At 54.2% G+C, this 26,285-nt stretch carries 32 protein-coding genes; 26 read left to right on the forward strand and 6 right to left on the reverse strand.

Going from position 1 to position 26,285, the window contains the following annotated elements; translation table 11 throughout:
- The first annotated feature begins 49 nt into the window (after nucleotides 1–49).
- From pdhA to lpdA, 4 genes are read left to right on the forward strand one after another with little or no spacing between them, the layout of a single operon-like run.
- Nucleotides 50–1,123, forward strand: coding sequence for a pyruvate dehydrogenase (acetyl-transferring) E1 component subunit alpha (gene pdhA / locus JOE21_RS09410; protein ID WP_309866060.1), 1,074 nt, complete (start codon nucleotides 50–52; stop codon nucleotides 1,121–1,123).
- A 2-nt stretch (nucleotides 1,124–1,125) separates the two neighbouring features.
- On the forward strand, nucleotides 1,126–2,106 hold the full coding sequence (locus tag JOE21_RS09415) for an alpha-ketoacid dehydrogenase subunit beta (protein WP_309865202.1): 981 nt from the start codon (nucleotides 1,126–1,128) through the stop codon (nucleotides 2,104–2,106).
- A gap of 22 nt (nucleotides 2,107–2,128) precedes the next feature.
- Nucleotides 2,129–3,418, forward strand: coding sequence for a dihydrolipoamide acetyltransferase family protein (locus JOE21_RS09420; RefSeq protein ID WP_309865204.1), 1,290 nt, complete (start codon nucleotides 2,129–2,131; stop codon nucleotides 3,416–3,418).
- 2 nt (nucleotides 3,419–3,420) lie between these two features.
- Complete coding sequence (lpdA, locus tag JOE21_RS09425; RefSeq protein ID WP_309865205.1) at nucleotides 3,421–4,836, forward strand: dihydrolipoyl dehydrogenase; 1,416 nt, start codon at nucleotides 3,421–3,423, stop codon at nucleotides 4,834–4,836.
- Nucleotides 4,837–5,085: 249 nt separating this feature from the next.
- On the opposite strand, the gene JOE21_RS09430 is transcribed toward lpdA, so the two are convergent.
- Nucleotides 5,086–5,256, reverse strand: coding sequence for a hypothetical protein (locus JOE21_RS09430; protein WP_309865206.1), 171 nt, complete (start codon nucleotides 5,254–5,256; stop codon nucleotides 5,086–5,088).
- Between the two features lie 202 nt (nucleotides 5,257–5,458).
- Here JOE21_RS09430 and JOE21_RS09435 point away from each other — a divergent pair, with 202 nt between their 5' ends.
- Nucleotides 5,459–5,950: a GNAT family N-acetyltransferase gene (locus tag JOE21_RS09435; RefSeq protein ID WP_309865208.1), complete on the forward strand. Its 492-nt coding sequence runs from the start codon at nucleotides 5,459–5,461 to the stop codon at nucleotides 5,948–5,950.
- Between the two features lie 118 nt (nucleotides 5,951–6,068).
- Complete coding sequence (locus JOE21_RS09440) at nucleotides 6,069–6,476, forward strand: acyl-CoA thioesterase (RefSeq protein WP_309865211.1); 408 nt, start codon at nucleotides 6,069–6,071, stop codon at nucleotides 6,474–6,476.
- Between the two features lie 278 nt (nucleotides 6,477–6,754).
- Here the strand turns inward: JOE21_RS09440 and JOE21_RS09445 are convergent, their stop codons facing one another.
- Nucleotides 6,755–6,985: a DUF1128 domain-containing protein gene (locus JOE21_RS09445; protein WP_309865214.1), complete on the reverse strand. Its 231-nt coding sequence runs from the start codon at nucleotides 6,983–6,985 to the stop codon at nucleotides 6,755–6,757.
- 82 nt (nucleotides 6,986–7,067) lie between these two features.
- Here JOE21_RS09445 and JOE21_RS09450 point away from each other — a divergent pair, with 82 nt between their 5' ends.
- Both JOE21_RS09450 and JOE21_RS09455 read left to right on the forward strand, forming a co-directional pair.
- Nucleotides 7,068–7,538, forward strand: coding sequence for a DUF309 domain-containing protein (locus JOE21_RS09450; RefSeq protein WP_309865215.1), 471 nt, complete (start codon nucleotides 7,068–7,070; stop codon nucleotides 7,536–7,538).
- A 19-nt stretch (nucleotides 7,539–7,557) separates the two neighbouring features.
- The gene (locus JOE21_RS09455; protein WP_309865217.1) at nucleotides 7,558–8,352 is read left to right on the forward strand and encodes a TatD family hydrolase; all 795 of its coding nucleotides are present in this window, start codon (nucleotides 7,558–7,560) and stop codon (nucleotides 8,350–8,352) included.
- A 289-nt stretch (nucleotides 8,353–8,641) separates the two neighbouring features.
- Here the strand turns inward: JOE21_RS09455 and JOE21_RS09460 are convergent, their stop codons facing one another.
- Both JOE21_RS09460 and JOE21_RS09465 read right to left on the reverse strand, forming a co-directional pair.
- Nucleotides 8,642–9,214, reverse strand: a complete 573-nt coding sequence (locus JOE21_RS09460; RefSeq protein ID WP_309865219.1) for a YdcF family protein — start codon at nucleotides 9,212–9,214, stop codon at nucleotides 8,642–8,644.
- On the reverse strand, nucleotides 9,211–9,546 hold the full coding sequence (locus JOE21_RS09465; protein ID WP_309865220.1) for an iron-sulfur cluster biosynthesis family protein: 336 nt from the start codon (nucleotides 9,544–9,546) through the stop codon (nucleotides 9,211–9,213). The genes JOE21_RS09460 and JOE21_RS09465 overlap by 4 nt, the downstream gene beginning before the upstream one ends.
- Before the next feature lie 120 nt (nucleotides 9,547–9,666).
- On the opposite strand from JOE21_RS09465, the gene JOE21_RS09470 reads away from it, so the two are divergent.
- The 7 genes from JOE21_RS09470 to JOE21_RS09500 all read left to right on the forward strand — a co-directional run bounded on the left by JOE21_RS09470 (nucleotide 9,667) and on the right by JOE21_RS09500 (nucleotide 15,391).
- Nucleotides 9,667–9,852, forward strand: a complete 186-nt coding sequence (locus JOE21_RS09470; protein WP_309865222.1) for a hypothetical protein — start codon at nucleotides 9,667–9,669, stop codon at nucleotides 9,850–9,852.
- A complete protein-coding gene (locus JOE21_RS09475) occupies nucleotides 9,849–11,324 on the forward strand; it encodes a sodium:solute symporter family protein (protein WP_309865224.1) in 1,476 nt (491 codons plus the stop codon). Before JOE21_RS09470 ends, JOE21_RS09475 begins: the two co-directional genes overlap by 4 nt.
- A 132-nt stretch (nucleotides 11,325–11,456) precedes the next feature.
- The gene (locus JOE21_RS09480) at nucleotides 11,457–11,864 is read left to right on the forward strand and encodes a hypothetical protein (protein WP_309865226.1); all 408 of its coding nucleotides are present in this window, start codon (nucleotides 11,457–11,459) and stop codon (nucleotides 11,862–11,864) included.
- A gap of 197 nt (nucleotides 11,865–12,061) precedes the next feature.
- Nucleotides 12,062–13,069, forward strand: a complete 1,008-nt coding sequence (locus JOE21_RS09485) for an acrylyl-CoA reductase family protein (RefSeq protein ID WP_309865229.1) — start codon at nucleotides 12,062–12,064, stop codon at nucleotides 13,067–13,069.
- Between the two features lie 165 nt (nucleotides 13,070–13,234).
- Nucleotides 13,235–13,966, forward strand: a complete 732-nt coding sequence (locus JOE21_RS09490; RefSeq protein ID WP_309865231.1) for an FxLYD domain-containing protein — start codon at nucleotides 13,235–13,237, stop codon at nucleotides 13,964–13,966.
- A gap of 150 nt (nucleotides 13,967–14,116) precedes the next feature.
- On the forward strand, nucleotides 14,117–14,665 hold the full coding sequence (locus JOE21_RS09495) for a DUF420 domain-containing protein (RefSeq protein WP_309865233.1): 549 nt from the start codon (nucleotides 14,117–14,119) through the stop codon (nucleotides 14,663–14,665).
- 120 nt (nucleotides 14,666–14,785) lie between these two features.
- Complete coding sequence (locus tag JOE21_RS09500) at nucleotides 14,786–15,391, forward strand: class I SAM-dependent methyltransferase (RefSeq protein WP_309865236.1); 606 nt, start codon at nucleotides 14,786–14,788, stop codon at nucleotides 15,389–15,391.
- Nucleotides 15,392–15,439: 48 nt separating this feature from the next.
- On the opposite strand, the gene JOE21_RS09505 is transcribed toward JOE21_RS09500, so the two are convergent.
- Nucleotides 15,440–15,583 carry a hypothetical protein gene (locus JOE21_RS09505; protein ID WP_309865239.1) on the reverse strand — a complete coding sequence of 48 codons (144 nt, stop codon included), beginning with the start codon at nucleotides 15,581–15,583 and terminating at the stop codon, nucleotides 15,440–15,442.
- A 474-nt stretch (nucleotides 15,584–16,057) separates the two neighbouring features.
- Here JOE21_RS09505 and JOE21_RS09510 point away from each other — a divergent pair, with 474 nt between their 5' ends.
- Nucleotides 16,058–16,789 carry an SIR2 family NAD-dependent protein deacylase gene (locus tag JOE21_RS09510; protein WP_309865241.1) on the forward strand — a complete coding sequence of 244 codons (732 nt, stop codon included), beginning with the start codon at nucleotides 16,058–16,060 and terminating at the stop codon, nucleotides 16,787–16,789.
- Nucleotides 16,786–17,661, forward strand: coding sequence for a gamma-glutamylcyclotransferase family protein (locus tag JOE21_RS09515; protein ID WP_309865243.1), 876 nt, complete (start codon nucleotides 16,786–16,788; stop codon nucleotides 17,659–17,661). Before JOE21_RS09510 ends, JOE21_RS09515 begins: the two co-directional genes overlap by 4 nt.
- Nucleotides 17,662–17,694: 33 nt before the next feature.
- Here the strand turns inward: JOE21_RS09515 and JOE21_RS09520 are convergent, their stop codons facing one another.
- The gene (locus JOE21_RS09520; protein ID WP_309865244.1) at nucleotides 17,695–18,411 is read right to left on the reverse strand and encodes a hypothetical protein; all 717 of its coding nucleotides are present in this window, start codon (nucleotides 18,409–18,411) and stop codon (nucleotides 17,695–17,697) included.
- Between the two features lie 152 nt (nucleotides 18,412–18,563).
- On the opposite strand from JOE21_RS09520, the gene JOE21_RS09525 reads away from it, so the two are divergent.
- From JOE21_RS09525 to JOE21_RS09565, 9 genes are all read left to right on the forward strand, one after another.
- A complete protein-coding gene (locus JOE21_RS09525) occupies nucleotides 18,564–19,442 on the forward strand; it encodes an SDR family oxidoreductase (RefSeq protein ID WP_309865246.1) in 879 nt (292 codons plus the stop codon).
- A gap of 54 nt (nucleotides 19,443–19,496) precedes the next feature.
- The gene (locus JOE21_RS09530; RefSeq protein ID WP_309865249.1) at nucleotides 19,497–19,952 is read left to right on the forward strand and encodes an Hsp20/alpha crystallin family protein; all 456 of its coding nucleotides are present in this window, start codon (nucleotides 19,497–19,499) and stop codon (nucleotides 19,950–19,952) included.
- Between the two features lie 107 nt (nucleotides 19,953–20,059).
- Nucleotides 20,060–20,578: a thiol peroxidase gene (gene tpx / locus JOE21_RS09535; protein ID WP_309865252.1), complete on the forward strand. Its 519-nt coding sequence runs from the start codon at nucleotides 20,060–20,062 to the stop codon at nucleotides 20,576–20,578.
- Nucleotides 20,579–20,711: 133 nt separating this feature from the next.
- Complete coding sequence (thpR, locus tag JOE21_RS09540) at nucleotides 20,712–21,347, forward strand: RNA 2',3'-cyclic phosphodiesterase (RefSeq protein ID WP_309865255.1); 636 nt, start codon at nucleotides 20,712–20,714, stop codon at nucleotides 21,345–21,347.
- Between the two features lie 209 nt (nucleotides 21,348–21,556).
- On the forward strand, nucleotides 21,557–22,063 hold the full coding sequence (gene queD / locus JOE21_RS09545) for a 6-carboxytetrahydropterin synthase QueD (RefSeq protein WP_309866061.1): 507 nt from the start codon (nucleotides 21,557–21,559) through the stop codon (nucleotides 22,061–22,063).
- The gene (locus JOE21_RS09550; RefSeq protein ID WP_309865258.1) at nucleotides 22,056–22,781 is read left to right on the forward strand and encodes a 7-carboxy-7-deazaguanine synthase QueE; all 726 of its coding nucleotides are present in this window, start codon (nucleotides 22,056–22,058) and stop codon (nucleotides 22,779–22,781) included. Before queD ends, JOE21_RS09550 begins: the two co-directional genes overlap by 8 nt.
- A gap of 3 nt (nucleotides 22,782–22,784) precedes the next feature.
- Nucleotides 22,785–23,462, forward strand: a complete 678-nt coding sequence (queC, locus tag JOE21_RS09555; RefSeq protein WP_309865262.1) for a 7-cyano-7-deazaguanine synthase QueC — start codon at nucleotides 22,785–22,787, stop codon at nucleotides 23,460–23,462.
- Between the two features lie 231 nt (nucleotides 23,463–23,693).
- On the forward strand, nucleotides 23,694–25,058 hold the full coding sequence (pabB, locus tag JOE21_RS09560) for an aminodeoxychorismate synthase component I (RefSeq protein ID WP_309865265.1): 1,365 nt from the start codon (nucleotides 23,694–23,696) through the stop codon (nucleotides 25,056–25,058).
- On the forward strand, nucleotides 25,055–25,915 hold the full coding sequence (locus tag JOE21_RS09565; protein ID WP_309865268.1) for an aminotransferase class IV: 861 nt from the start codon (nucleotides 25,055–25,057) through the stop codon (nucleotides 25,913–25,915). Before pabB ends, JOE21_RS09565 begins: the two co-directional genes overlap by 4 nt.
- Nucleotides 25,916–26,285 lie beyond the last annotated feature (370 nt).

Below are 26,285 nucleotides of genomic sequence, written 5' to 3' on the forward strand. Positions count from 1 at the left end.
CGTGAGGGACCCACCACAAGAAGTGAGGTGTGCAATTGTGCCCAAAGTGATGGAGTTGAAACAGGGTTCGGAAATGTTCCAAATCCTGAACCAGGACGGTGAAATTGTTGAAGGGCAACAAGTTCCGGATCTCTCCGACGATGAGTTGAAGGACATTTACCGTTGGATGTTGAGAATCCGCACCTTTGACGGTCGTTCCATCAAGTTGAACCGTCAGGGACGCCTGGGCTTTTATGCCCCGATGGCTGGTCAGGAAGCGTGTCAGATCGCATCCATGGCAGCCCTTCGAAAAAGTGACATGCTGTATCCCAGTTATCGTGATGTCGGAACCGCGATGTATCATGGCCTGCCGATGGAAAATGTTTTCCTTAATTCCCGCGGTCAGATTACCGGCATGAAAACGCCGGAGGGTGTAAACGCCTATCCGCCGCAGATCATCATTGCCGCTCATGTTCTACATGCCGCCGGGTCCGGTTGGGCTTTCCGTTTGCGGGAGGAAGATCATGTGGCGATCGCCTTTTTCGGAGACGGGGCGACCTCTGAAGGGGACTTCCATGAAGGCCTCAACTTTGCTGCGGTTTACGATGCCAACGCTATTTTCTTCTGTCAAAACAACCAGTATGCCATCAGTGTGCCGGTGCATAAACAGATGCGCTCCGAGACGATTGCTCAGAAAGCGATTGCTTACGGCATGGCCGGCATTCGTGTCGACGGCAATGACCCGTTGGCGGTTTATGAGGTGACCAAGAAAGCGGCCGACCGTGCCCGCAAAGGGGAAGGACCGACTCTGATCGAAGCCGTCACCTATCGCGTGGGTCCCCACACCATGGCTGGTGACGACCCGGGTCGTTACCGTACGAAGGAAGAGGAAGAAGACTGGGCTTCCAAACGGGATCCCCTCAAACGGTTCCGTCAGTATCTGGATTCCAAGGGGCTCTGGACGGATGAGGAAGAAGAGCGCGTCAAAGAGGAAGTTCTCAACGAGATGAACGAAGCGATCAAAAAGGTGGAGAAAGCGCCGAAGGGCACCGTAGCCGAATTGATCGACGATCTCTACGCCGAGACTCCTGCGCTCCTCAAAAAGCAAAAAGATGAATACCTCTCCTGGAAGGAGGGCAAATAATCATGGCCACCATGACTTTGATTCAAGCCATCAATCATGCGCTCCGCGTTGAGATGGAACGGGATGAAAACGTAATCGTAATGGGTGAAGACGTAGGGGTCAATGGTGGCGTTTTCCGCGCGACCGCCGACCTGTATCAAGACTTTGGCGAGAAACGTTCGTTTGATACCCCCCTCGCCGAGTCCGCCATCATCGGTACGGCAATCGGTCTTGCCAATCATGGTTTCCGTCCGGTTCCCGAGATCCAATTTGCCGGTTTCGTCTATGAGTGCATGGACCAAATCTCTACGCAAGCGGCCCGGATCCGCATGCGGTCCGGGGGGCGTTTTACCGCTCCGATCACGATCCGCATCCCTTACGGCGGCGGCGTGAAAACCCCGGAAATGCACTCCGACAGTCTGGAAGCGTTGTTCCTTCACAGTCCCGGGGTGAAAGTGGTGGTTCCCTCCACCCCCTATGACGCCAAAGGCTTGTTGATCTCCGCCATCCGGGACGATGATCCGGTTATCTTTTACGAACCGATGAAACTGTACCGCTCCATCAAAGCCGACGTGCCGGAGGAAGCGTACACCGTGCCGCTGGGCAAAGCCAACGTGGTCCGGGAAGGTTCCGACGTGACCCTGATCGCCTACGGTTCGATGGTACATGTAGCGGAAAAAGCGGCGGCTCAGGCTGAGAAAGAACGGGGCGTAAAAGCAGAAGTGATCGATCTGCGCACGATTTCTCCCTTTGATCTGGAAACGATTATCGGCTCCGTGACCAAAACCCATCGCGCTGTTATCGTCCACGAAGCAGCCCAGACCGGCGGCGTCGGTGCCGAACTATCCGCCCGCATCCACGAAGAAGCGATTCTCTCCCTGGAAGCGCCGGTGGAACGTGTAACCGGGTTTGACACCCCGTATCCGTTGACCGCCATCGAGGATGAATATCTGCCTACGGTGGACCGGATTTGTGCTGGTATCTACAAAACTCTGGACTTTTAATCGAAAGGAGGTTTCTTGAGTCGTGGCATTCGAATTTAAACTGCCAGACGTGGGTGAAGGGATCCACGAAGGCGAAATCGTGAAGTTCTATGTGAAGGAAGGCGACTCCATCAACGAAGACGATGTGCTCGCAGAAGTGCAAACAGACAAAGCCGTGGTGGAAATCCCCTCCCCGGTGACGGGTACCGTCAAAAAGCTGAACGCCGATGAAGGCGAAGTGGTGGAAGTAGGCTCCGTACTGGCGGTATTTGACACCGGGGACGGAGACGACACGGTGGATGAACCTACGGAAGAAGAAGGCGCCGCCGACCAGGATTCTGCACCGGCGGAAGCGAAGAAAGATAAAGCGCCTGCTGCCCCTGCTGCTGTATCGGGTAAACAGGTGTTGGCCATGCCTTCTGTCCGCAAAAAAGCACGGGAGCTCGGCCTGGAACTCACACAGGTGGAAGGAACGGGTCCACGGGGCCGCATCACCTTTGAAGACTTGGAAAACTTCCAAGCAGGCGGCACCCAGCAGAAAGAGACGCAGCCGGAGCGGGTGGAAGAATCTCCTGTCGCCGAACCGAAGGAAGAAGCGGCTCCCGCAGCGGTCACCCATGTTCCGCAAGGGAACGAAGAACGGATTCCGCTTCGCGGGATGCGCCGAACCATTGCCAAGCGGATGGCCCAAAGCGTGTATACGGCTCCCCATGTGACGATCATGGACGAAGTGGATGCTTCCGAGATGATCGAAATGCGCAAATGGGCCAAGCCGATGGCGGAACAGCGCGGCATCAAGCTGACCTACATGCCTTTCATTGTGAAAGCACTGGTGGCAGCCCTGCGTGAATTCCCCACGTTGAACGCTTCGATCGATGATGAGAAAGAGGAAATCATCATCAAAAAGTATTATAATATGGGGATCGCCACGGCCACGGAAGACGGCCTGGTGGTACCGGTCTTAAAAGATGTGGATCGAAAGTCCATCTTCCAATTGGCAGATGAGATGCGCGACTTGGTGACGCGCACCCGGGATCGGAAAGCCGGTGTGGATGAGTTGAAGGGCGGTACCTTCACCATCACCAACATCGGATCCTTTGGTGGGCAATTCTTCACTCCGATCATCAACTATCCCGAAGTGGCCATTTTCGGCATGGGCAAAATGGCAGACCGCCCCATGGCGGTGGACGGTGAAGTGGTGATCAAGCCGATCATGAACATCTCCCTGTCCATCGACCACCGGTTGATCGACGGGGATGTGGCAGCCCGCTTCCTGAACCGTGTCAAAGAGTTGCTGGAGAACCCGAAACTCTTGATGATGGAGATGAGCTGATTATGGTAGTAGGAGATTTTTCAACGGAAGTGGACGTGCTTGTTGTCGGCGGAGGCCCCGGCGGGTACGTCGCCGCCATCCGGGCGGCGCAGCTGGGGAAAAAAGTGACGCTTGTGGACAAAGCGGAACTGGGCGGGGTGTGCCTCAACCGGGGCTGCATCCCCTCCAAAGCCTTGATCCATGCGGCAGACGAAGTAAACAAGGTGAAAAATGCTTCCCATATGGGAATCGAGGTGGAAGGGGTCCGCGTGGACTTCTCCAAAACGATTCAGTGGAAGGATGAAGTGGTGAAGAAGCTGACCGGCGGTGTCGCTTCCCTCCTGAAAGGGAACAAAGTGGAAGTGGTCCAAGGGGAAGTCTACTTCTCCGGAGAGAACACCGTAAAGGTGGCCACGGAGAGCAACAGCACCACTTACGAATTCAACCATTGTATCCTGGCGACGGGTTCCCGTCCCACCCAGATCCGTTCGCTGCCTTTTGACGGAGAGAAAATCATCTCCTCCACCGAGGCACTCAATTTAAAGGAGATCCCGGAAAAACTGATCGTGGTCGGCGGCGGCTACATCGGGTTGGAGTTGGGAACCGCCTACGCCAAATTGGGCGCTGAGGTGACCATCCTGGAAGGAACCGACAGTTTGCTGCCGGGTACGGATCCCTCGATGGTGCGCATGGTGAAACGGAACCTGAAAAAGCTGGGTGTCACGGTGGTAACCAATGCCATGGTGCAAAAGGCGGACACTTCCGGAAACGGAGTCACCGTTACCGCGGAAGTGAAAGGGGAAGAGAAATCCTACTCGGCAGACAAAGTGCTGGTGTCTGTCGGCCGCACTCCCAATACGGATGAACTGGGCTTGGAACATGCCGGCATAGAAGCGGATGAACGCGGTTTTATCCCCACCGACAAGCAAATGCGCACCAAAAACGAGCGTGTTTTTGCTATCGGCGACATCGCCGGCCAGCCGCTGTTGGCCCATAAAGCCAGCTATGAAGGAAAAGTGGCGGCGGAAGTGATCGCAGGGGAACCCAGCGAAGTGGATTACCGGGCCATGCCCTTTGTCATCTTCTCCGATCCGGAATTGGCCTATACCGGCTTAACCGAAAAAGAGGCGAAAGAGGAAGGATATGACGTCAGCGTCAGCCGCTTCTCCTTTGCCGCCAACGGCCGCGCCCTTTCCTTGGATGCAGCCGACGGTTTCTTCCAAGTCGTCGCCGACAAAGAGACGAAGCAGATTCTGGGTGCCCAGATCGTAGGACCGGAAGCGGCCAGTCTCATCTCCGAGGTAGTTCTGGCGATTGAGATGGGGGCCAATGCAGAGGATATTGCGCTTACCATCCATGCCCATCCCTCCTTGCCGGAAACCTTTATGGAAGCGGCCGAGGGAATTGTGGGGAACGCCATCCATATGGTAAACAAGTAACAAACAAAAGGCTTCAACAAGCAACCCCCGAATGATCGGGGGTTGCTGCTGTTTGGGACAATCAAGCGGGATCGTGTTGGATCGGATTGAGAGCTTTCGGCAGTATTTGCATCATATTGAGAGACAAAGTGGCGCTTCATTTGCCAGCTGGGGTTCACTTCCGGATTATGGCGTAATAAGAAAGCACCCCGGGACCGGGGTGCGTTGGCAGCGCTTCTCTTCTTTGATACAGTGGTGATGGAATGACAATCAGTGGATATTATTTTTATGCGCTGCATGGCTGCTCGGCCCCTGGCTAACGGGGGCCGTTTTTTTCTTGCGCTTCAGCAAAAAGTGTGGGATGATCCCCGCAGGTACCGGCAGCTCTTCTTCCATGCGGCCGGCGGGTTGTTTCCAAGCGTGGCGGATCCTATCGATCATCGTGGGCCCTCCTTTCATTCCGAAGGAAAAGGTTGTGATCGGGAGTAAACTCCCTTACCTACAAGATAAACTCTTCTGACGAGATGTCAATAGGTTTTTTCATGTAATATGGTCTTTATTCCGGTTTTTTGCTTTGTGAAGGGATGAAAAAGGGATGAGGGGATTGAAGGACAGACAGTTGCCGTATGGGAGGAGGAGTTCAATGATCAGAAACATTCGTGAAGCGGAACAGGCGGACGTGCCTTTTTTGTGGGAGTGCCTTTATCATGCCATTTATGTTTCCACGGGAGAAAAACCCCCATCAAAAACGATCTTGGAAAAGAAAGAGATTGCTCATTATCTGACAGGGTGGGGGCGAAAAGGAGACAGGGGCTGGGTGCTGGTACAGGAAAGAGAATCCGTGGGAGGGATCTGGCATCGACTGTTTGATGCGAACGACCCCGGCTATGGTTTTGTATCACCGGACATCCCGGAGTTGACCCTATCCATCCTGCCCGGCTATCGTGGTTCCGGCGGGGGGACTCGATTGTTGGAGACCATGATGAAACAGGCCAAAACAGCCGGCTATGCCGGATTATCGTTAAGTGTTGATCGGAGTAATCCAGCCCGGCAGCTGTATGAGAAGAAGGGATTTATCAAGGTGAAGAGGCGGGGTACATCGGATACCATGCTTCTCCGGTTTACCTGTGAATAAAGCGTCTGCCTGGTCACGGGATGGACCCCATAGTAGAATAAGGTCAAGGGTACGAAAGAATATTCCATCCTGTTTTACAACATTCATCTACAGATCGATTCAGAGAGGGAGGTCCCCCATGGAAACATCCATACAAATTGAAGTTCGGCCGACGGAGATCGATGTGATGGGGCATGTGAACAATGCCAAATACCTGGAGTACATGGAATGGAGCCGGGAGGACTGGTACAACCGAAGCCAACTCCCTTTTGATGTGTTTACCGATATGAACGTGGGAACCGTAACGGTCAATATCAACATTAACTATCGCAAGGAAGCCCGCTTAGGAGAAAAGTTGACGATTTTTACCCGCCCTATCAAGAAGGGGCGAACCAGCTATGTACTGGAACATGAGATCGTCAATGACCAGGGGGAGCGAGTGGCCGACGCGGAGGTAACCAGTGTCACGATCGACCTGGAGAAAAGAAAAAGCGTTCCGCTGCCTGCTGATTTGGCCCGGCAATTTGATGTTGCAACAAAGGGGTAAAAAAACAACCCGCCAATGGCGGGTTGAGGCTGCTGATCAGCCATTTATGAAGGGAAGAGGACCGGTGTAGGTTCTGTGGCCGACTGTTCAGCAGAGTCTCCGTAGGACCCAACCCGTTTTGTAACCATCTTGCTTTTCATTGAGCCGCTGTTGTCCCGAGGAGATGGAGCGGACTTGTCCTCATCCTGTGGGAGAACGAAAATTCGGGCTCCGGGCTAATGTTGATAATCGAATGGCCCGCCACTGGCGGGCCATTCTGGTCGATCCGAGAGAGTCGTTCAGCGGGGCTTTCGCAGCTCTCCCAATTCGGCTAACACCCCGTCTAATTCCATCATGGTCAGGTTGCCTTTCTTCCGTTCCACCATTTCATATAGGTCTTTTACTTCCTCGTAGTCGTCCAATCGATAGTCTTCGGGATCAATCAATCCGGCATTGACCAATTTGAGATGGTTCTTTATCGCATCGATCATATAGACCAGGTTTTCCTTGCTGGGATTGTTCAAGTCCATCCTATCGCTCCTCTCGATGCTTGGCTTTTCCCATTGTATTCGAAATCATGCAGAATGCCCACCCTCTCGGAGGATTTTTCCGGTGGTAATCAGGGAAGAAAAAGAAAAAGGACACAACCGCGGCGGAGGTGGGAACGTGTCGACGGGGGATGGAGAAAAATCACCGCTGTTTATCCGTTTCCTCTATCATTTTAACGTTGATCGGGATTATTATGAATGTCATGAAGTCTTGGAGGAGTTATGGTTGGAAGAAGGACGGGATCCTCTTTATCAGGGACTGCTGCAAGTGGCGGTTGCCCTGTTTCACTGCCGCAACGGCAATCTCAACGGTGCACGTAAGCTGTTTCGACAGGCCTTGGACAAATTGCGTAATTATCCGGGGGAGAGTTTGGGAATCGATTTGGCCCGGTTGCGGCGAAAATCGGAAGCATACTTAGCCGATTTGGAACGGGCCGGTGAAGCACCGTTTCTGTTTTATGACTTGGATATTGAAGTGGTGGATCCGGATTTGCGTAAGCGGCTGGCGGAGTTGGAAAACCAAACGCCGAGATGATGCAGGAGGGGGAGGGGCGATGAACACGATCCGCCTGGTGGATACTCACTGTCATTGGGATCGTTTGCCTCCAGAGCAGATGGAAGAAATCGTCCGTAGGGCCAAACGCTCCGGTGTAACCAAGGTGTTGGCGATGGCAACCGATGCCGAATCCTGTTTGCGGTTGTTGCAGTGGAAACAACGATATCCGGACTTTTTGGAAATCGCATTTGGCCTTCATCCCGAGCAAGAGTGGCAATGGAATGAGGTGGATTTGGTGATCCAACTCATTCGAGAGCACCGCCATGTGATCCGGGCCGTGGGGGAGGTGGGGCTTCCCTACTATTCTCTGCCGGAATCGATGCGATTGCAGAATCCGAACCAGGAAGAGATTGCGATGTTGGAACGGTTTTTACGTGTGGCTGTAGAATTGGATCTCCCCGTATCCCTGCATGCGGTCCATCACCGGGCGGAGGTTGTTCTCCGCTTGTTGCGGCGGGAGGGGGTCCGAAAGGCTGTGTTTCATTGGTTGAAAGCCCCGGAACGGGTAGTAGGGGAGATTGTCGGTGCCGGTTATGGGATTTCTGTAACGCCGGATGTTTGTCACCGTGAACGGGATCGACGGCTGGTGGAGAACGTTCCGCTCTCCAGTCTATTGTTGGAGACGGACGCACCATGGTCTTACGGGGGCGCCTGGTTGGGACAGCCATCGGAGCCGGCGGCGGTGCAGCGGGTCGCTGAGGCTGTCAGTCAGTTGAAAGGGGTCTCCCTGGCACGTGTGGCGACGGAAACGACTATCCATGCGGAGCGGTTGTTCGGAATCCGGGTGGAATGATACGTTTTAGGGCCTGTCTGGTCATTCAATTTCTCGCGAGAACAAGAGAGGGTCGGTGTGACTTTTGGTACACCTTTGCATTCACAGAGCACAAGTCTCGCCTGGGTCACTTCGCTCCCGGTCTCACGATGCGCTTTCTGTAACGAAACGAAGAGAGTCATACCGACCCCGGACCCCGCCCAACGGATTGTTCAGACACGCCCTAGCCGATTCGGTGTGTTTCCGCAAGTGGGAGGGCCCGGGATCCGGTCCTTTTTATAGCCCAGCCTTTTGGATACAATAAGTGGGATTAAAGGCGGAGAAGAAACCACCGCATCAGGGCGAAACATTCCCGGGTGCGATGATACGGCACCCACAGGTGACGGGTCGAGCAGGGCGCCGGTGTCGCATCGATCCCGTACCTTTTGGCATGGAGACAGGCCCGGTACATATGGTACTCATGGGTGATTAACAGACACGTATCGATCCGTTGTCCCTCCAAGATCGGACGGGCAAATGCGAGGTTTTGTGCCGTGTTGGCGGAGGCATCTTCCAGCAACACGGCTGTGGGGGGGACGCCTCGTTCAAGCAGGTAGTTTCGCATGACTGCCGCTTCACTTACCTGACGGCGGAGAAAGCCTCCACAGCAGACGAAGAGGGAAAAACGGCCGTCCCGGTATAAGGTGAGGGCATAATCCAACCGTTCCCGTAGAGCGGGGCTGGGCTTATTCCCATGCAGGGCCGCCCCCAGGACGATTGCCGCTTCCCGGGGCGGACCGGGCACAGGCTGTTCGCGGAAACCAGCCACCCGCACGTAACAATAAAAGAACCCGGCCAAAAAAAGGAAAAGGGCAGCCAGGAAGATCATCCAGACTCCCGTCATTCCCCAGACTCCTTTTTTTGCGACGGTATGGGACAGAGGGTGGAAAACGGAGGGGACGGATGATAGATGGAAAACGAATCCGTCTCCTTTCGCCAGTCGATGACGATTCCATCCAGCCATCCCTTTTCAGCGGGAGGACAGGTGAAAGGAACACCTGCTGCTTCCGTCAGATAAGATCCGGGGTTCACTTCAGTCAATTCAAGGGCGAAAGAAGGGGTGCTGCAACCCGAAGTGAGCGGGACAACACGAACCGCCAATCGATCGGCGTCCGGTTCCTGCATGAGGATGGCGGTCAGTCGGGCTGCCGCCTGTCGGCTGATCTGAATATCCATGGGTTTTACGTTCCTCTCTGCGTTCCAAGGGATAAACATTCCATGGTTACTATAGCAAATATCCAATGCGGCGCAAAAGAGCGGTTCCTTCCTTTTGTGCCGCAGGGTGGGGTGAATGGAATGAATAGGCGTTCCACGGCTGTTTTGATTATTTTGAGCCTGATTGTGGCTGCCTTCGTGGTCCCTTATACCCTATTGGCGAATGTATACCGGTGGACAGGCAGTTTTTTGTTCTGGATCTTGTTTGTGCTGGCAGCCATCGGGGTGAATATCTGGATTGCCGCCAGGTGGAGGGATAAAACATGAATGCGATCGGGGTGGGTATAGGGATCGCCCTGTATGTGGTGATTGCCCTTGTTATCGCGTATCTTGCCCGAACGGGAAAAGCGGAGTCTTTGTCGGATTATTTTCTCGCCAAACGTTCCATGGGAGGGGTGATGGCGGCCCTCAGCTACAGTGCCACCACCTACAGCGCGTTTATGTTGGTAGGTTTGGCGGGCTTGACGTACCAAGGGGGCGTGGGTGCTCTCGGTTTTGAACTCATTTATCTGTCGGGGATGGTTTTGGTGGTTTTTTTCGGCCCCCGCTTCTGGTTGGTGGGAAAACGATTCGGATACGTCACTCCGTCGGAGATGATGGGGGATCGCTATGACAGCCGGGCGGTGGCTGTCACGACAGCTGTCGCCAGCTGCCTGTTCCTGATCCCCTACAGTGCCGTGCAATTGGCAGGGGTGGGTTATCTGCTGTCGGGAATGACGGAAGGTGCGATCTCCTTCACAGCAGGGGCCGTAATCGCTACTGTTGTGGCTGTCGCTCTGGCCTGGATTGCCGGCATGCGCTCGGTAGCCTGGACGGATGCGTTTCAGTCCCTCGTGATGATTGTGACGGCCACGTTGGTCGTAGGAATCGTGATTGACGGCTTGGGCGGGGTGAGCGGCTTTGTTTCCACTCTGGAAGCCGACCGCCCCGAGTGGTTGGCTGTTCCCGGCAATGGTTTTTTCAATTTCAGTATGTTCCTGGGTTTGACCTTGCCATGGTTTTTTTTCAGCATCTCCAATCCGCAAGTGAGTCAGCGTTTGTTTATGCCGGCCAGTCTGGCGGAGTTAAGGCGGATGCTGATCATTTTCATGGGATTTGGCTTTGTTTACACGTTGGTGGCGGTGTTGTGGGGACTGTCCGCACTGATTCATGATCCTGATCTGACTTCTCCCGACCTGGCGACGCCCCGGCTCCTCTCCTCTGAGTTGGTTCCCCCGGTGTTGGGGGTGGTGGTCATGGTGGGGATTATGGCTGCGGCCATCTCCACTGTGGACTCCATTTTACTCACGCTGTCTTCTTTGTTTGCAAGGGATATCGTAGGAGGATGGAAGAGAAAAGGGGATCCCCGTTGGCAATTGCGTGTGGCAAAAGTGGTGATTCCCATTATTGCTCTGTTGTCCTACTTTTTTGCCCAATTGAAACTGGATTTGATCGCTGTGTTGGCAGTATCCTCCTCGGCGGGGTTGCTGGTCATGGTGCCGGCGATTGCAGGCACTTTCTTTTGGCGAAGGGGAACGGCCGCCGGTGTGATCGTCAGTGTGCTGGCGGGGGGGCTTTTGGTTGTATTTCTGGAATGGACCCAAACCCGTTGGCTGGGGCAAGCATCCGGCATTTGGGGGTTAGGTGTCTCCACCCTGCTCTTTATCGGGGTGAGTCTGGCAACAAGAAGGCCCGCGCAAAAAGCGGATCTGTTTCTCGATTATCTCCGGCAAGCGCTGAAGGAACGACGGGTGTGGTAACATTCACCGTCTGATCAGACGGTGAATTTTTTCCAATCCATTATTGTTATGTTATAATAATGTTCTTCTCTTCTCATGATGAGATGAGAGTGGCTATTATTGATAGGTGACATGTGGTTGTGGAGGTTATCGATGCAGCAAATAGGAAAGGAACGATTTTTTTATTCAATGAAAAATAAGCCTATTATATGTAATGAGCCACCCACCACTCTCATTTCTATGGATTCCGATCGCTATCATTGTTGCTGGAGGGAGTGCGGGGGGCGGTTTCTTTCTGAGCCCATTCGTTTGGGAGAAGGATCGTATACGTTTACATGGTCACTGGAAGCGGTTGAAGAGAACCCCTTTTTTCAGGCGGAGTTGCAAGATCCAAACGGGAATCCGGTCACGTTATTGCCGCCGGGCGATGACGGGGATGGTGTGGGCCACCACACGGTGACCGTTACAATCGAAACGGCGCTTGCATACCGACTGTACATCGTGGCCCGGAACGTCATCTGGGAGATGGGTGTGCTGAGGCTTCCCCAGTCACCCCGGTAGTGAGGGAAGCAGGGGATCGTTTACGAATTCAGAGGAAGGTAGAGAGGCGGCGAAACCTTGACAGTCGTGTGTTTATGCCGCCCCTTTCTTCTCGCTTCAGTTGAAATGGCACCCATCCAAACTTCCGCGAAGGAAGTTTTTTGTTTTGGTACAATGGGGGAGAATGCACCTTTGACCCTGAAGGAGGAGTGGGAGTCATGGCCCAATCCCAAACATTTCGTGCATGGATGGTGGATCGGTCCGGGAATGATTTTTTGATGGAGTGGAAGGAGTTGACTCTGGAAGATCTCCCTGAAGGGGATGTACTGGTAAAGGTGGAATACTCCGGAGTCAATTATAAGGACGGATTGGCAAGCATCCCCCATGGACGGGTGATAGAATCCTATCCGATGATTCCGGGAATCGATCTGGCCGGTCAGGTGGTTCAGTCCCGGGATGATCGTTTTCCGGAAGGAATGGACGTCATTGTGGCCAGCAGTCAATTGGGGGTTTCTCATTATGGGGGATTTAGCCGGTATGCGCGGGTTCCCGCCGATTGGGTTGTGCCGCTCCCCGAAGGACTCACCCTGAAAGAAGCCATGGTGCTGGGAACGGCCGGTTTCACCGCGGCGATGTCCGTGCTTCGTATGGAGGAAAATGGATTGAAGCCGGACAACGGCCCGGTGCTGGTAACCGGAGCTACCGGTGGGGTGGGAAGCACGGCCATTGCAATTTTGTCTAAAAAAGGATATACCGTTGCCGCCAGTACCGGAAAAGAAGAGGCCCATGAATACCTGCGGGAACTGGGTGCTGTGGAGATTCTGGGACGTCAGGAGGTTAAGCCGGATCCCAGTCGTCCTCTGGCTCGGGCCCGATGGGCGGGAGCTGTCGATCCCGTCGGGGGGGATACGCTTTCTTATCTGTTGAGTACCACGCGTTTTGGCGGGTCCGTGGCCGTAAGTGGATTAACGGGGGGGACATCCCTTTCCACTACGGTGTTTCCTTTCATATTGCGCGGGATTAATCTCCTGGGTATCGATTCCGCTCACGTGAGCAATGAAACCCGCCGAAACATTTGGGGTCGGTTGGCTGCCGATCTGAAGCCGGAATCCCTTCAAGAACGGATTGGTACCAGAGAGATTCCATTGGAAGCGTTGCCGGAAACGCTGTCTGCGATCTTACAAGGAGAAGTCCGGGGGCGAACCGTGGTGAAACTGTCTGAATAAAGGATATAAAGCTAGCTCTCCAGAGCATGGGAAAAGATTCCTTGGAATTGGGTTCCGATTGCTGTCTTGCCAAGAATGAACGGAATCGGTAAGATGATGATTGTGTTGCGGTAATGGAACAAAGAGCGTTCACAGAGAGATGGTCAAGTATGGGGGGAGAAGCGTGTGAAACGGATCTGCTTGGCAATAGCGGCGGTTGTTGCCATGTTGCTTCTGATTGCTTGTAGAAGCGGGGCCGTCGGTGAAGACGCATCGGCCAACCCCAAGCCACTGACAGAGAAACAGCCGGAAGTAAAGCTGAAAACAGATGAATCGGTGAGCGGTGCCTGGAAAGAAGGAAACGGAATCAAAGCCCATGGAGCGATTGTGCTTGAGAACAAAGGGGAATCACCGGTCGAAATTCATTCGGTTCGCCTCGATTTCAAAGATGGGAATCAGAAACTGTTGGCATCCGAAGATATTCTGGCTGTCGTTCCTAAAATAGTTCAACCCGGCGAGAGAGTCCATATTGGTGCAACAACCGATTTGCGGGTGAAAGATCCGGAGAACCTGGAATCGATCAGCCCTTCCATTGAAGCCGATCCCGCCTGGAAAGAGTCTGTGAATGTCGAGGCGAAACAAGTGAAGTGGAAAGTAAACGGTGATAACGGGGCCATAGTGGAAGGATCGGTAGTCAACGGGAGTGAAGAGGATGTAACCGACCTCTTTGTCACCACCGCATTTCGTGATGAGAACGGGAAGCTGGTGGGCGTGGTGAATGATTACCTCGACGTAGCATTGGCTCCCGGAGAGGAAGAAGAGTTCAAGACGAAGAGTGGAAGTCTTCCTGCCGAGTGGTTGAAAGAGGTCTCCGAGGTGGATGTAAAAGCCTACCCCCTGTTTCGGGAAGAACCATAAGAAAAAAACCGGGTGATGCGATCACTCGGTTTTTTTATGCCCTTTTGCAATTCCGCCATTTGACACGGGTTTGTGACACACACTGGAAAAGAAACAGTCTTACCCGTGGTATACTGAAAGCAGGAGAATTTTAATAAAGGGTGACCAAAGATGGAGCGACAGACTGACCATACAGAAGAAAAAAATTTCCATTACACACCGTGGGTGGTGGGTCTCACGATTGCCATCAACCTGTTGGTGTTGATCTTGTTTCTGATGCCGGAAGTGGAGCGGTTCAGTCATCTGGATCTGACATTTTTACCGATGATGAACGCGATCTTCAACAGCTTTACCACGGTATTCCTGGCGGCGGCCCTCTTTTTCATCAAACAGAAAAATATCGCAATGCACCGTCGATTCATCTATGCGGCTTTTGGATCCACCAGTTTGTTCCTCGTGACATACCTCACCTATCACAGTCTGGCGGAATCGACGAGCTATGGCGGGACGGGCATGATTGCGGCCGTCTATTACTTTATTTTGATTACGCACATTATCCTGGCAGCGGTGATTGTGCCCTTGGCTTTGATTTCGTTCTTTCGCGGCATCAGCATGAAGGTGGAAAAGCACCGTAAGATCGCCCGCTGGACCATGCCTTTGTGGCTTTATGTCAGCATCACCGGAGTCATTATCTACCTGATGATCTCACCTTACTACTGATAAAGCAGCCGGCCTGACAAGGCGGGCTTTTTTGTTTTGTTACGGAAGGAGCCGAGGAAAAACGCGCCGAAGAAAGATAGGGTCGGCTGATGTAAGGAGAGTGAAAGGAGACACCTCCCCATGATTGAAGATTGGGATCACATTTATGCCAGTGGAGAGTACCGTAATCACTGGGACTACGCTCATCCTTCCCAGGAGTTGGTGGCTTTTGTCGCTTCCACCCCTTTTCCACCGCAGGCCCGGGCTCTGGATGTGGGCTGCGGAGCAGGTAGGGAGGCGGTATTTTTGGCAGAGTACGGGTTCCGGGTGGTGGGTGTGGATCTGAGTCGGGAAGCGCTGCGAATCGCCGACCAACGCGCAAGTAAAAAGAAAGTGGAAGTGGAATGGCGTCATGGGAATGCACTTCGACTCCCGCTGGAAGACGGGGCGTTTGATCTGATGAACGACCGTGGCTGCTTTCACTTGATTTCGGAAGAGGAGCGGGGGCGTTACGCCAGCGAAGCGGCCAGGGTGCTCAAACCCGGGGGGCGGCTCTTGCTGCGGGGGTGTCGCAATCCCGATGAGAATGGGGAATGGTTTGTAGCTGTGACGGCGGAGGCGATCGATCGCCACTTTAGTTCGTATTTTGAACGGGGCCCTGTGCTTCCCCTTCAATTGGTGTCCGATGCCGGCAAAGAGGGGTTGCCGGCTAATCTGGTTGTGTTGACACGACGGCAGGACGGATAAGCAAAAAGAACTGCCGAATGGCAGTTCTTTTTGTAATGAACGGGGTGTTCAGGATTTTTGCCTATGGATGGGCGGATGGGCTTGTTTCCGTCTTTTCAGTGCTGACTCGATGGCCCAGGTGCCGAAGATGGAGAATAGGATCCCCACACCGAAAAACAAGCCGATCATCACCTGTGGTGGCCATTCACTCATATTGAATCAGACCCTCTTTCCCAAATTCTTTCTCTTGTTTGTTGATTATACGCCAATCAGCGGGAGAATTCCTTTTCATTTTCAGGAAGAAATCACAAAGGTGTGTCCACTTTTGCGGTTCCCTTTCGGATCGGGAACGAAACCTGGTGCCCATTTGCGGTATCGATCGTGTATTCTAGAAGGGAGCTTGAAAATCCTGGAGAGCTTTGTACTTGCGTGTATGGGAATATAACGGTAATCCATTTTTTCGGGAGAAAAAGGGAGGGTGGTGGGATGGCTGCGATCCTTTGCACTCACAGAGCACAAGTCTCGCCTTGGTCACTTCGTTCCCGGTCTCGCTATGCGCTTTTTGCAAGAGATCGAAGACAGCCAGCCAGCCCGACCCACCCACGCTCATATCACGTTTCGCACAAATGCAACTATAGTACTAAAGAGTCGTGAACAACCACATCGATCATAGAGGGAGCGGTGCAGATGGAATCGGATATCCACCAGTTGGCAGGGTGGATTCAGGAGGCCGGGAGCACGGTCGTCCTGACAGGAGCGGGGATGTCGACCGAAAGTGGGGTCCCCGACTTTCGGTCCCGGGAGGGATTCTGGAAGCGGGTGGATCCGCAGCAGGTGGCAACCGTTTCCGCTTTGGAAGAAGATTATGAAACATTTCACCGTTTTTACCGCCTTCGGGTAAGGGGGGTGGAACGAGTCCACCCTCATATCGGTCATGAGGTATTAACCCACTGGGAGCACCAGGGGCGTATTTATGGAATCGCCACGCAAAATGTGGATCGTCTGCACCAGCGGGCAGGCAGCCGCCAGGTATGGGAGTTACACGGCAATCTCATGCAGTTTCACTGTTATGATTGTAAGGAGCCTGCGGAACGGTCGCGGTTTTTGGAGAAGGATGCCTGCCTTTCCTGCGGTGGGCGCCTTCGTCCCGGTATTGTCCTGTTTGGGGAATGGCTTCCGGAGGCGGTGTGGGTAGAGGCGATGGAGGCCGTACAGCAGGCGGAGTTATTACTGATCATCGGTACCAGCTTGGAAGTGTATCCGGTCAACCAGATGCCCACCCTCTGCCGGGGAAAGTCCGTGTTGATCAATGCGGCCGAGACGCAGATGGACCATCAGCTGGACTTGATGATTCGGGGAAAAGCGGGCCAAGTGCTGAAACAGGTCGAACAGGCTTTGAATAAGGAGGGGGAAGGGTGAACAGCTTGACAGAGGCAAGTGTGATTTTGTTTGTCTATGGATCACTCCGCCGGGGAGAAAAATATCATCATTATCTGGATGGAGCCGAGCGGATCGCTGCACAGGCATGGACGACCGGCCGGCTGCTTGATACGGGTTTGGGATATCCGGGCATGCTTTCGGCGGATTCCGGTCGTGTGTACGGGGAGTTATACCGAGTATCCCGTCCTTTGCTGGCACGGATTGATGCCTTGGAAGTCTATTCGCCGGGAGAAAATAACAACGAGTATGAACGGATTCAAGTGACCGTGGGAACCGATGCCAACGATTATCATGCCCAGACCTACTTGTATATTCAACCGAACAGGAATGAAGAAGAAGTCCCCCATGGTGATTGGCGCTTACGCGATTTACGGCGACGGCTGCCGTTGCTTTATTTTGCTTTCGGGTCGTGCATGGATGATGAACGGTTCCGTTTGCAGGGAGTGGCCGAAGCCTTCCGGGAGCGATTGGGTCGGGGGGTATTGTACGGGTACGATATGCGTTATACCCTGCCTTACCCCGATGGCGGCCGTGCAGATTTAGTAGAGGAAGCAGGAGCCGTGGCCGAGGGCGTGGTCTATCGGATCGATGCGAACGGGTTGGATTATCTTTTTTGGAGGGAAGGAGTGGAAGAGGGCACCTACCGGCCGGCGATCGTCGGGGTGGAGATGGATGACGGTGTTCAGGATGCCCTCACATTCCTCGTCATCAACAAAGGGGAAGAGTCGGCTCCTCCGGAACATTACGCCCGCGAAATCCTGCGAGGGGCCCATGGGACGGTGAGCGACACCTATCACCGGAACCTGCGGGAGCGGTTGAAAGAGCGGTTTCAAATGACGATACCGTTTTAAAGTAAAGTACCCGGCTATGAGGCCGGGTTTTTTCTAGCGTTGGAACAGGCGGGATAAGAACTGGCGGTCATGTGCCGTCCACCCCCGATTTTTCAACACGTTCAAAGCCTGATCGGACAACGGGGCACTTACATGGAAAGGGATTCCCCGTTTCAAGGCTTCATAGTCGACGGCCTGCAAACTTTCCACGCTCATATCGCTGCTTTTCCATATTTCCAAGCGGGTTCCATCCTGGAAGTGGAGAAGGTAAGAGCCACTGAAAAGCTCAAATTCTTCCCCAACGGTATAACTGACACTGATGGACTGGACATCCTCCCAGGATTGTATCTGTTCCACGCCCAGGGTATAGAAAGGAGAATGAACAATTTGGCGTTCATCGATCATCACATAAGAATCCAGCACCATTACCAAAAGCGGGACCGCCACAGCCAGGGGGACAAGAAAGGTCTTCAGTGTTTGCCGCCACGCTCCGATTCCGGCCCGTAACGCGTGTATATAAAAGAAAGCCAGCACCAGAATCGCAATGACAAAGGCAGAATTACTGGCGGTATCCCGGTACGCATGAAAATAGAGGGCACCTTGGTCCTGAAACAACCACGTCTGTATGACGGACATTCCCTGGATAATCAGTGCCAACGGCAGGATGAGGATCAAAAGGTTGGTTAAGGTGGAACGACTCCCCCGCAACAGCCGCCGGTGCCAACGCTCCTGGGAATGTGGATTTTGTTGGACCTCTTCTAAGGCAGTCATGCTGTCAGTCTCTCCTCTTATCGTGTATCTTTTGTTTATCTTACAACATTTCGGCAAAAAAACATACGACTATTGTCAGGGCGTTTTCCGGAATGTACGAATCGGAAAAAGGGAAAAGTATCCATGAGTATCCCTTGGAGGAGGATGTCATGATGTCCCGGCAGACAAACGGTCAATCCCAACAACCCCTGCAACCGCCTCAGCATCAGAACCGACAGCCCGGATTGGAATCGGAGATGGTTCCCCGCCCGGTGGCGGAGAATCCACAATATCAAGGAAGTGGAAAGCTGGCGAACAAACGGGCTTTGATCACCGGCGGGGACAGTGGGATTGGACGAGCTGTCGCCATCGCATTCGCAAAGGAAGGGGCCGACGTGGCTATTTTGTACTTGGATGAGCATGATGACGCGCGGGAAACTCAGGTGCGGGTGGAGGAGCTGGGCAGGAGAGCACTGGTGATCCCCGGGGACATCGGGGATGAGGCTTTTTGCAAACAAGCCGTTCAACAGACGGTGGATGGCCTGGGTGGGTTGGATATCCTGGTGAATAACGCCGCTGAGCAACATCCCCAAGATGGGATTGATCACATCGATGCGCAGCAATTGGAACGGACTTTTCGAACCAATGTCTTTTCCTTTTTCCACCTGACCAAAGCCGCATTGCCTCATTTGCCCCAAGGAGGCAGTATCATCAACACCACTTCGGTGACAGCATACAAAGGAAACCCGATCCTGATCGACTATTCCGCTACCAAAGGCGCGATCGTTTCCTTTACGCGGGCATTATCACAATCCCTGATCAAACAGGGAATACGGGTAAACGGGGTTGCGCCCGGACCGATCTGGACACCTTTGATTCCGTCCACCTTTGATGCGAATCAGGTGGCTTCATTCGGATCCAACACCCCGATGGGACGAGCGGGACAACCGGCGGAATTGGCGGCCAGCTATGTGTTTCTCGCGTCAGCCGATTCTTCGTACATCAGCGGCCAAGTGCTTCATCCAAACGGCGGAGAGGTTATCAACGGTTAAAGCAAGCCATTACTTTTATTCAAGATAAGGGAAATGGAAAGGAGAGTGGAGTCAATGGGCGATTGGGAGCGCGGCGGTCACGATACATCGCTGACACGGCCTTCTCATGAATGGGATCGTTCCTTTCAGCGGTTTTTAAATGAACCGTTATTTCCCGGGGAAGGGTTCGGGGAAGGGACGTTCCTCCCGGCTCTGAATGTAGAGGAAAAAGCGGATCGCTATCTCATCCAGGCGGAGATGCCTGGGATGGAACAGGACGACATCGATATTGAGGTGCAGGGCAACACCCTGACCATTCGGGGCGAACGCCGGGAGGAGCGGAGGGAAGACAGCCGCTACCATCTGATGGAAAGCCGTTACGGCATCTTTCAACGATCCTTCACTTTACCGGAAAACGCCGATGTGAAAGGGATCACTGCCGAGAGCAAAAACGGTGTCCTCTATATTGATGTGCCCAAAGATCAATCAGGGGAACCGCGAAAAATCCGGATTAAGAAACGGGAACAATAAAACAAGGGCTGGGATGATTGCCGTACAGTGGTGAGCAACGTCAATCACACGGTCGGAAAAATCTGTGGTAAGATGATAGCGAAGACACATAGAGGAGGCAGATCACCTTGGCACAGACTCGCGAAGGCGCCATTACATTCAAAGGAAACCCCGTCACCTTGTTGGGACCCGAATTGAAAGCGGGGGATGCTGCTCCCGATTTTACCGTTCTAGCTAACGACTTGAGCCCGGTCACCCTGGCTGACAGCCGTGGTCATGTACGGATCATCAGTGTGGTTCCGTCTTTGGATACGGGTGTCTGCGACGCACAAACCCGACGTTTTAACGAAGAAGCGGCAAACCTGGGTGACCGTGTCCGCGTGCTTACCATCAGTGTGGACCTTCCCTTTGCCCAGAAACGCTGGTGTGGTGCCGCCGGTATTGACCGGGTACAAACCTTGTCCGACCACCGGGACCTCTCCTTTGGAACCGCCTACGGAGTGGCAATCCAAGAACTGCGACTGCTGGCACGTTCCGTGTTTGTGATCGATGCCAATGATCAGCTCGTTCATGTGGAACTTGTCTCCGAAGCGACCAACCATCCGGATTACGAAGCCGCAGTGGAAGCGGCCAAACGCGCATTGTGACGAAAAGCCCGGGAGTGGTCCCCGGGCTTTTGTTGGATCGGTGAAGTGCCGGAATGCTTGGCGGATGGAAGCGGCAAGAGTGGGTAACACTGAACGACAAAGATGGCACCTGTGAAAGAGGTGAGGCGCGCCCTTGTCGCTCTGGCAGAGCGTCCGACCGATTCAGATGAAAGGCAGGTGCATCGCGGTGTCTTCCCGTTCTCTCTACCGGTTGTTCATTGCGATCCCGGTTCCTTCCGAGCATCGGCGTTGGATGGAAGAATGGTGCCGGGAGCGATCCGAACATTGGCCCTTCAAGAAATGGGTCCACCCGTCGGATTATCATATTACGGTCCAGTTCCTGGGAGGGTGCACCTTTCGTCAGGCCCGCGAGGTGAAGCAGCGGGTTCGCTCCCTGGTTGCGGACCAGGAACCCTTCACCCTTTCTTTGGGTTCGATAGGGTGGTTTGGAATCCCCGATCATCCGCGCATTTTGTGGGCGGGGCTGAACGGGGATCTGGATCGTTTGCACCAGCTCTACCAGGCGGTATCGGATACCGTCTCCCCTGTGGGATTTGAAAAGGAAAAACGCGTGTACCGGCCCCATGTCACATTGGCCAAGAAATACAAGCGGAACGATTTTCCCCATGAACAGGCAGATGCGCTGTTTCGTCCGGAATCGGCAGGGCTGAAACCATGGATCGTCGATGAATTGATCCTCTACCAAACCCATGTGTATCGGTCTCCAATGTATCAACCGCTGGCTGTGTTTGAAGTAGGGGCAGGATGAATGGAAACCGGGCGGAGTATGAAGCTCCGCCCGGTATGATTTTGTTAAACATTCTTCTTAACATGGATTTCCTCATTCTTGCTGTTGCAATGGTTCCTGTCGTTCGATATGTTAAAAATGGTTATGGAGTGTCGCAAACCCACCACTCCCAAAACAAAACTAGGGAACCGGAAATGAATCGACTTTCCCGCACCTGCGGGCTTATTCCGATGTTCCCCTTTAACGAAAGGGGTTTTTTTGTGGATTTTCAAATACCCGTAAAGCTGGAGCGTTTCGGCGAGGACATTAAACGGAACGAACTGAGATATCACCACCGGCGGGTGGCCGTCACCAAGTCGTTCACCTTTGATGCCGCTCACCACCTTCATCTGTACGAGGGAAAGTGCAAGAGCCTCCACGGCCATACGTACCATTTGTCGATCACAGTCAGCGGTTATGTGGATGAGATCGGCATCGTCATGGATTTTGGAGAAATCAAGCGCTTGTTCAAGGAAGAGATTGATGCCCGGCTGGATCATCGTTATTTAAACGAGGTATTGCCCAATATGAATACCTCTGCTGAAAATATGATTGTTTGGATGTGGGAGCAATTGGACCGCCGTCTGGAAGCGGATGGTTGGAAAGCGAAGGGGCACCGTCTGGAAGAGCTGACGCTTTACGAGACGCCCACAAGCCGTGTAACCCTGAAACGGGAATGGATGACAGGCGATGAGTGATTGGATGCTGCCGGATTCGGAAACGTACTTGGAATGGGAACTGCCGATGGTGGAGATTTTTGAAACGGTAGAAGGAGAGGGAATGGCTGCTGGTTTTCCCACCGTGTTTGTGCGGACGTTTCACTGCAACCTGCGCTGCCGTTGGTGTGACACCCCCTACAGTTTTGCCCCCGCCAAACCGGTGTTTACTGCTACCTTGCGCCAAATTCGGGAACGGGTCGGCTCATATGCCAGTCGCCGCATCTGTCTCACCGGAGGGGAGCCCCTGTTGCATCGGGAAAAATCGCTGGCTTTGTTGGAAACGTTGGCATCGCTGCCGGATGTGGATGACGTTCACATCGAGACCAACGGAGCTGTTGACCTGGCTCCTTTTGACCGGTGGCGGCGGGAATCGGTCACGGGGAAGAAAGTCCGGTTTATTTTGGACTGGAAGCTGCCTGACTCTGGTGAGTCGGACCGGATGTTGCCGGACAACCTTTCTCTGCTAAAAGAGAGAGACGAATTGAAGTTTGTGCTGGCGAATCGGGACGACTTCCGCCATGCCGTGGAGTTTCTCTCCCGCAGTCCCCATCGGGGACAGACCTTGTTCAGCCCCGTCTTTGGTGAATTGGAACCGCGTCATCTGGTGGAGTGGGTGTTGGCGGAACCGCTGCCTCAAGTCAAAGTCAGTTTGCAACTGCATAAAACCATCTGGGATCCGGCACAAAGGGGGGTGTAAACCATGAAGAAACGAGCGGTCGTCGTTTTGAGCGGCGGGCTGGACAGCACCACCTGTATGGGGCTGGCCCAGGAGGCGGGATACGCGTTGCTTCCTCTCACCTTCGCCTATGGACAGCGCCATGGGCGGGAAGTGGCACAGGCACGGAAGGTGGCACGCCACTACGGGGTGGAACATCAGGTGGTGGATATCGGCTTTTTCGGGCAGATCGGTGGGAGTGCGCTGACCGATACCGCCATTCCCGTTCCCGATTCGGGGCAGGAAGAGGGGATTCCCTCCACCTATGTCCCCGCCCGCAATCTTATCTTTCTCTCCCTGGCGGCGGCGTATGCCGAAACTCGTGGGGCGGAAGTGATCTATATCGGAGTCTCCGCCGTCGATTTCAGCGGATATCCCGACTGCCGTCCCGCTTTTATTGAGAGTATGGAGGAGACGATCAATCGGGCCACCCGTGCCGGTCATACGGGCACTCGCTTGCGCATCGAAGCCCCTTTGGTCCATCTCAGCAAAGCGGATACGATCCGGGAAGGATTGCGCCTGCAGGTCCCCTACCACCTCACCACCTCCTGCTACCGCGGGGAGGAGCTGGCCTGCGGCCGCTGTGACAGCTGTCGCCTGCGCCTGAAGGGATTTGCCGATGCGGGGGCGGAGGACCCGATTCCGTATCGGGAAAGGGTGTAGATGGGATTTGTTCCTGGTTCAAAGGTTGGTAAAATACCAAGAGAGGGAAAGGGCGCCTCTCCTGGTTTTTTTGTTGGTTTTAATCCTTATGGTAAGAGAGAGTCAAAGAGAGGTTTCATTTATTTCGTGTACAATAGAGGATATCAGCTGATGGGACCCTGTTGGGAAGTCCGTCCCTTTATAGGGTGACCGGCGGAAACGGAATTTTAAAAAACAGGAGTGGAAGTTAGGATGCGCGTGGCAGTCGACAAATGGAAGCGGACTTGGGAAACGGAGCGGCTGTTTCGGGAAATGACCGCGGGCTTTCCGGATCGTTGGTTGTTGGACAGTTGCGGTAAAGGGCGGTACACCGTGATGGCGTGGGATCCCTGGGAACGGATCGCTCTATGGGATGATCAGGGAGCGGATCCGCTGGATGCGTTGGAATCGCTCTTGGTACGGCTGCCGCATGTGGATGCTCCTAACGGGGCGCCTCCCTTCCTGGCGGGGGTACTCGGTTGGCTGGGTTACGAGCTGGCTTGGCGTTGGCATGCCATTGGAAAGCCCAAGCGGAGGCACCACTCGTTGCCTGATGGGATGTGGATGGTCCCGCGCAAGGTAATGGTTATGGATGCAAAGTTAAGGGAAACCTGGGTCTGCGTGTTGGATGAGGCGGATCCGGAAGGGGAGCTGGCTCGGCTGTCGGAACGGCTCAACCGGCTGCCGGTGACAGGCGAGGAGGGAAACCGTCCGGGAGAACTTCTGGCTCCACTGACACCGGTGATCAGCCGCGATCATTACCGGAAGCAAATGGCCCGGATCAAAGAGGCCATCGCCCGGGGAGATATTTATCAGGCCAACTTCACGTACCGGGTGGAGGGGAAAGTGGCGGGAGAGCCGTGGGAATTGTACCGCTCCCTTCGCCGTGCCAACCCCGGTGTGTATGCGGCCTATATCGAAGGAGACGGCTATGCTTTGCTCTCTTCCTCCCCGGAACAGTTTGTCCGCTGGTCCGGATCCCATATCGAAACAAAGCCGATCAAGGGAACTCGCCCCCGCGGTGTCACATCGGAGGCGGATGCCCGGGAGAAGGCGGCTCTTGCCGCCAGTGAAAAGGATCAGGCGGAACTGGTGATGATCGTCGATCTGGAACGGAATGATTTGGGGCAAGTATGTGATATCGGGTCGATCCGGGTGCCGCGCCTGTTTGATCTGGAGCCTCACCCTACGGTGTGGCATCAGGTAGCGGTGGTGGAAGGGCGGCTTAAGCCGCAGACCACTCCCGGTGCAATTTTTCGTGCCGTTTTCCCAGGAGGTTCCATCACCGGAGCCCCGAAATTGCGTTCCATGCAAGTGATTCACCAGTTGGAAACCGGGCGCAGGGGCGTCTACACCGGCTCCATCGGTTATATCGACCCCAGGGGCTTTGGTGAATGGAATATCGCGATCCGCACCATGACTTGGTCCGGCGGAGAAGAGGCGGATCTGTCCTATCATGTGGGCGGGGGGATCGTCTGGGATTCGGATCCCGATGCGGAGTATGAGGAGACCCTGGCCAAGGGACGCGGCATGAGCGAGGCCGTACGGCAATGGGCGGCGAAGAAGGTGAAAGCATGAAGTGGATTGTCAATGGACAAGTGGTGGAAGACGATGGGGGTTTGTCACCGGCGGATCGGGGTTCCCTTCTCGGAGACGGTTTGTTTGAAACCTTTCGGGTGGAGCGAGGAGTTCCCTTGCTGTTGGAGAAGCATATGGATCGGCTGATGGAAGGGACGCGGATTCTGCGCTTTGCCCGGGTTCCCGCCCGCGAGGAGCTGGCAGCCGGAATTCGGCGGGCGATTGCGGTAAACGAGATCGACGGCGGGTACCTTCGTCTCACCTTGACCCGGGGAAGAGGGGGGCTGGCGCAGCCGCTGACGGAATTGACCGATCCCGCCTGGTGGGTGGAAGCACGGCCGCTTGCGCTGGATCCTCGGGTGAAAGAACGGGGCGTGACGGCTGTCATTGCGTCCACCCGCCTCTACCCCGATACGCCTTTGCGGCGGGTGAAGTCCCTCAGCTTTTTGGAGAATGTATTGGCCAAACAGGAAGCACGGGACCGGGGAGCGCAGGAAGCCCTGTTTCTCACGACGGACGGAGACGTGATGGAAGGGGCTTCCGCCAATCTGTTTCTGGTGAAAGAGGGGATTCTCTCCACCCCTTCTCTGGACCGGGGGCCCCTTCCCGGTGTGGTGCGGAGCTGGGTTTTGGAGACGGCGGTCCGTCTCGACCTCGCCGTGGAGGAGAGGCGGGTGAAGCGGGAGGAGTTGGACGAAGCCGATGAACTTTTTTTGACCAATTCCACTTGGGGGCCCTTTCCCTGTGTGGCCGTAAACGGCTCCCCGGTGGGGGACGGTTTGCCCGGTACCCACACCCGCCGCTGGATGGAACGGTGGGAAGCGGAAGTGGCGGCACAGATCGGCAGGGATCAGTGAAGCTTCTCCAGTTCGGCCTATTAGGCAGGGTATAAAGAATCAGACGTTTTTAAGTTTAAGCCCGCAAGGGCTTTTTTTAACAGGATGTCTTCCTTCGGGAACGGGGTGACGGTTGACGGAACTGTAACGATCCTATCGATCGAATTGCCACTTGTATAAGGTAATAAAGGTTCATAACAGATCGAGGACTCGGTGGTACCCTGGTAATCGCCAGGGTTTTTTCAATGATCCCACATCACGTGGATTTCAATGAAACGTCAACAGATTTTCACAGAAGCGATCAAAAGGTTCATTGAACGGATATAGTGAAAAAGGTACACTCGATATGAGTTTGTTTTCTGTTGTGATATTCAAACAAAATCCATCAAAA

The organism is Desmospora profundinema (assembly GCF_031454155.1).
Classification (GTDB): domain Bacteria; phylum Bacillota; class Bacilli; order Thermoactinomycetales; family DSM-45169; genus Desmospora; species Desmospora profundinema.

What these genes read in the sequence shown, in the direction of transcription:
- pdhA (WP_309866060.1), top strand. Translation starts at nt 50, where the DNA reads ATGGAGTTGAAACAGGGTTCGGAAATGTTCCAAATCCTGAACCAGGAC.
- JOE21_RS09415 (WP_309865202.1), top strand. Translation starts at nt 1,126, where the DNA reads ATGGCCACCATGACTTTGATTCAAGCCATCAATCATGCGCTCCGCGTT.
- lpdA (WP_309865205.1), top strand. Translation starts at nt 3,421, where the DNA reads ATGGTAGTAGGAGATTTTTCAACGGAAGTGGACGTGCTTGTTGTCGGC.
- JOE21_RS09430 (WP_309865206.1), bottom strand. Translation starts at nt 5,256, where the DNA reads ATGATCGATAGGATCCGCCACGCTTGGAAACAACCCGCCGGCCGCATG.
- JOE21_RS09435 (WP_309865208.1), top strand. Translation starts at nt 5,459, where the DNA reads ATGATCAGAAACATTCGTGAAGCGGAACAGGCGGACGTGCCTTTTTTG.
- JOE21_RS09440 (WP_309865211.1), top strand. Translation starts at nt 6,069, where the DNA reads ATGGAAACATCCATACAAATTGAAGTTCGGCCGACGGAGATCGATGTG.
- JOE21_RS09445 (WP_309865214.1), bottom strand. Translation starts at nt 6,985, where the DNA reads ATGGACTTGAACAATCCCAGCAAGGAAAACCTGGTCTATATGATCGAT.
- JOE21_RS09455 (WP_309865217.1), top strand. Translation starts at nt 7,558, where the DNA reads ATGAACACGATCCGCCTGGTGGATACTCACTGTCATTGGGATCGTTTG.
- JOE21_RS09460 (WP_309865219.1), bottom strand. Translation starts at nt 9,214, where the DNA reads ATGACGGGAGTCTGGATGATCTTCCTGGCTGCCCTTTTCCTTTTTTTG.
- JOE21_RS09465 (WP_309865220.1), bottom strand. Translation starts at nt 9,546, where the DNA reads ATGGATATTCAGATCAGCCGACAGGCGGCAGCCCGACTGACCGCCATC.
- JOE21_RS09470 (WP_309865222.1), top strand. Translation starts at nt 9,667, where the DNA reads ATGAATAGGCGTTCCACGGCTGTTTTGATTATTTTGAGCCTGATTGTG.
- JOE21_RS09475 (WP_309865224.1), top strand. Translation starts at nt 9,849, where the DNA reads ATGAATGCGATCGGGGTGGGTATAGGGATCGCCCTGTATGTGGTGATT.
- JOE21_RS09480 (WP_309865226.1), top strand. Translation starts at nt 11,457, where the DNA reads ATGCAGCAAATAGGAAAGGAACGATTTTTTTATTCAATGAAAAATAAG.
- JOE21_RS09485 (WP_309865229.1), top strand. Translation starts at nt 12,062, where the DNA reads ATGGCCCAATCCCAAACATTTCGTGCATGGATGGTGGATCGGTCCGGG.
- JOE21_RS09495 (WP_309865233.1), top strand. Translation starts at nt 14,117, where the DNA reads ATGGAGCGACAGACTGACCATACAGAAGAAAAAAATTTCCATTACACA.
- JOE21_RS09500 (WP_309865236.1), top strand. Translation starts at nt 14,786, where the DNA reads ATGATTGAAGATTGGGATCACATTTATGCCAGTGGAGAGTACCGTAAT.
- JOE21_RS09505 (WP_309865239.1), bottom strand. Translation starts at nt 15,583, where the DNA reads ATGAGTGAATGGCCACCACAGGTGATGATCGGCTTGTTTTTCGGTGTG.
- JOE21_RS09510 (WP_309865241.1), top strand. Translation starts at nt 16,058, where the DNA reads ATGGAATCGGATATCCACCAGTTGGCAGGGTGGATTCAGGAGGCCGGG.
- JOE21_RS09520 (WP_309865244.1), bottom strand. Translation starts at nt 18,411, where the DNA reads ATGACTGCCTTAGAAGAGGTCCAACAAAATCCACATTCCCAGGAGCGT.
- JOE21_RS09525 (WP_309865246.1), top strand. Translation starts at nt 18,564, where the DNA reads ATGTCCCGGCAGACAAACGGTCAATCCCAACAACCCCTGCAACCGCCT.
- JOE21_RS09530 (WP_309865249.1), top strand. Translation starts at nt 19,497, where the DNA reads ATGGGCGATTGGGAGCGCGGCGGTCACGATACATCGCTGACACGGCCT.
- queD (WP_309866061.1), top strand. Translation starts at nt 21,557, where the DNA reads ATGTTCCCCTTTAACGAAAGGGGTTTTTTTGTGGATTTTCAAATACCC.
- JOE21_RS09550 (WP_309865258.1), top strand. Translation starts at nt 22,056, where the DNA reads ATGAGTGATTGGATGCTGCCGGATTCGGAAACGTACTTGGAATGGGAA.
- queC (WP_309865262.1), top strand. Translation starts at nt 22,785, where the DNA reads ATGAAGAAACGAGCGGTCGTCGTTTTGAGCGGCGGGCTGGACAGCACC.
- pabB (WP_309865265.1), top strand. Translation starts at nt 23,694, where the DNA reads ATGCGCGTGGCAGTCGACAAATGGAAGCGGACTTGGGAAACGGAGCGG.
- JOE21_RS09565 (WP_309865268.1), top strand. Translation starts at nt 25,055, where the DNA reads ATGAAGTGGATTGTCAATGGACAAGTGGTGGAAGACGATGGGGGTTTG.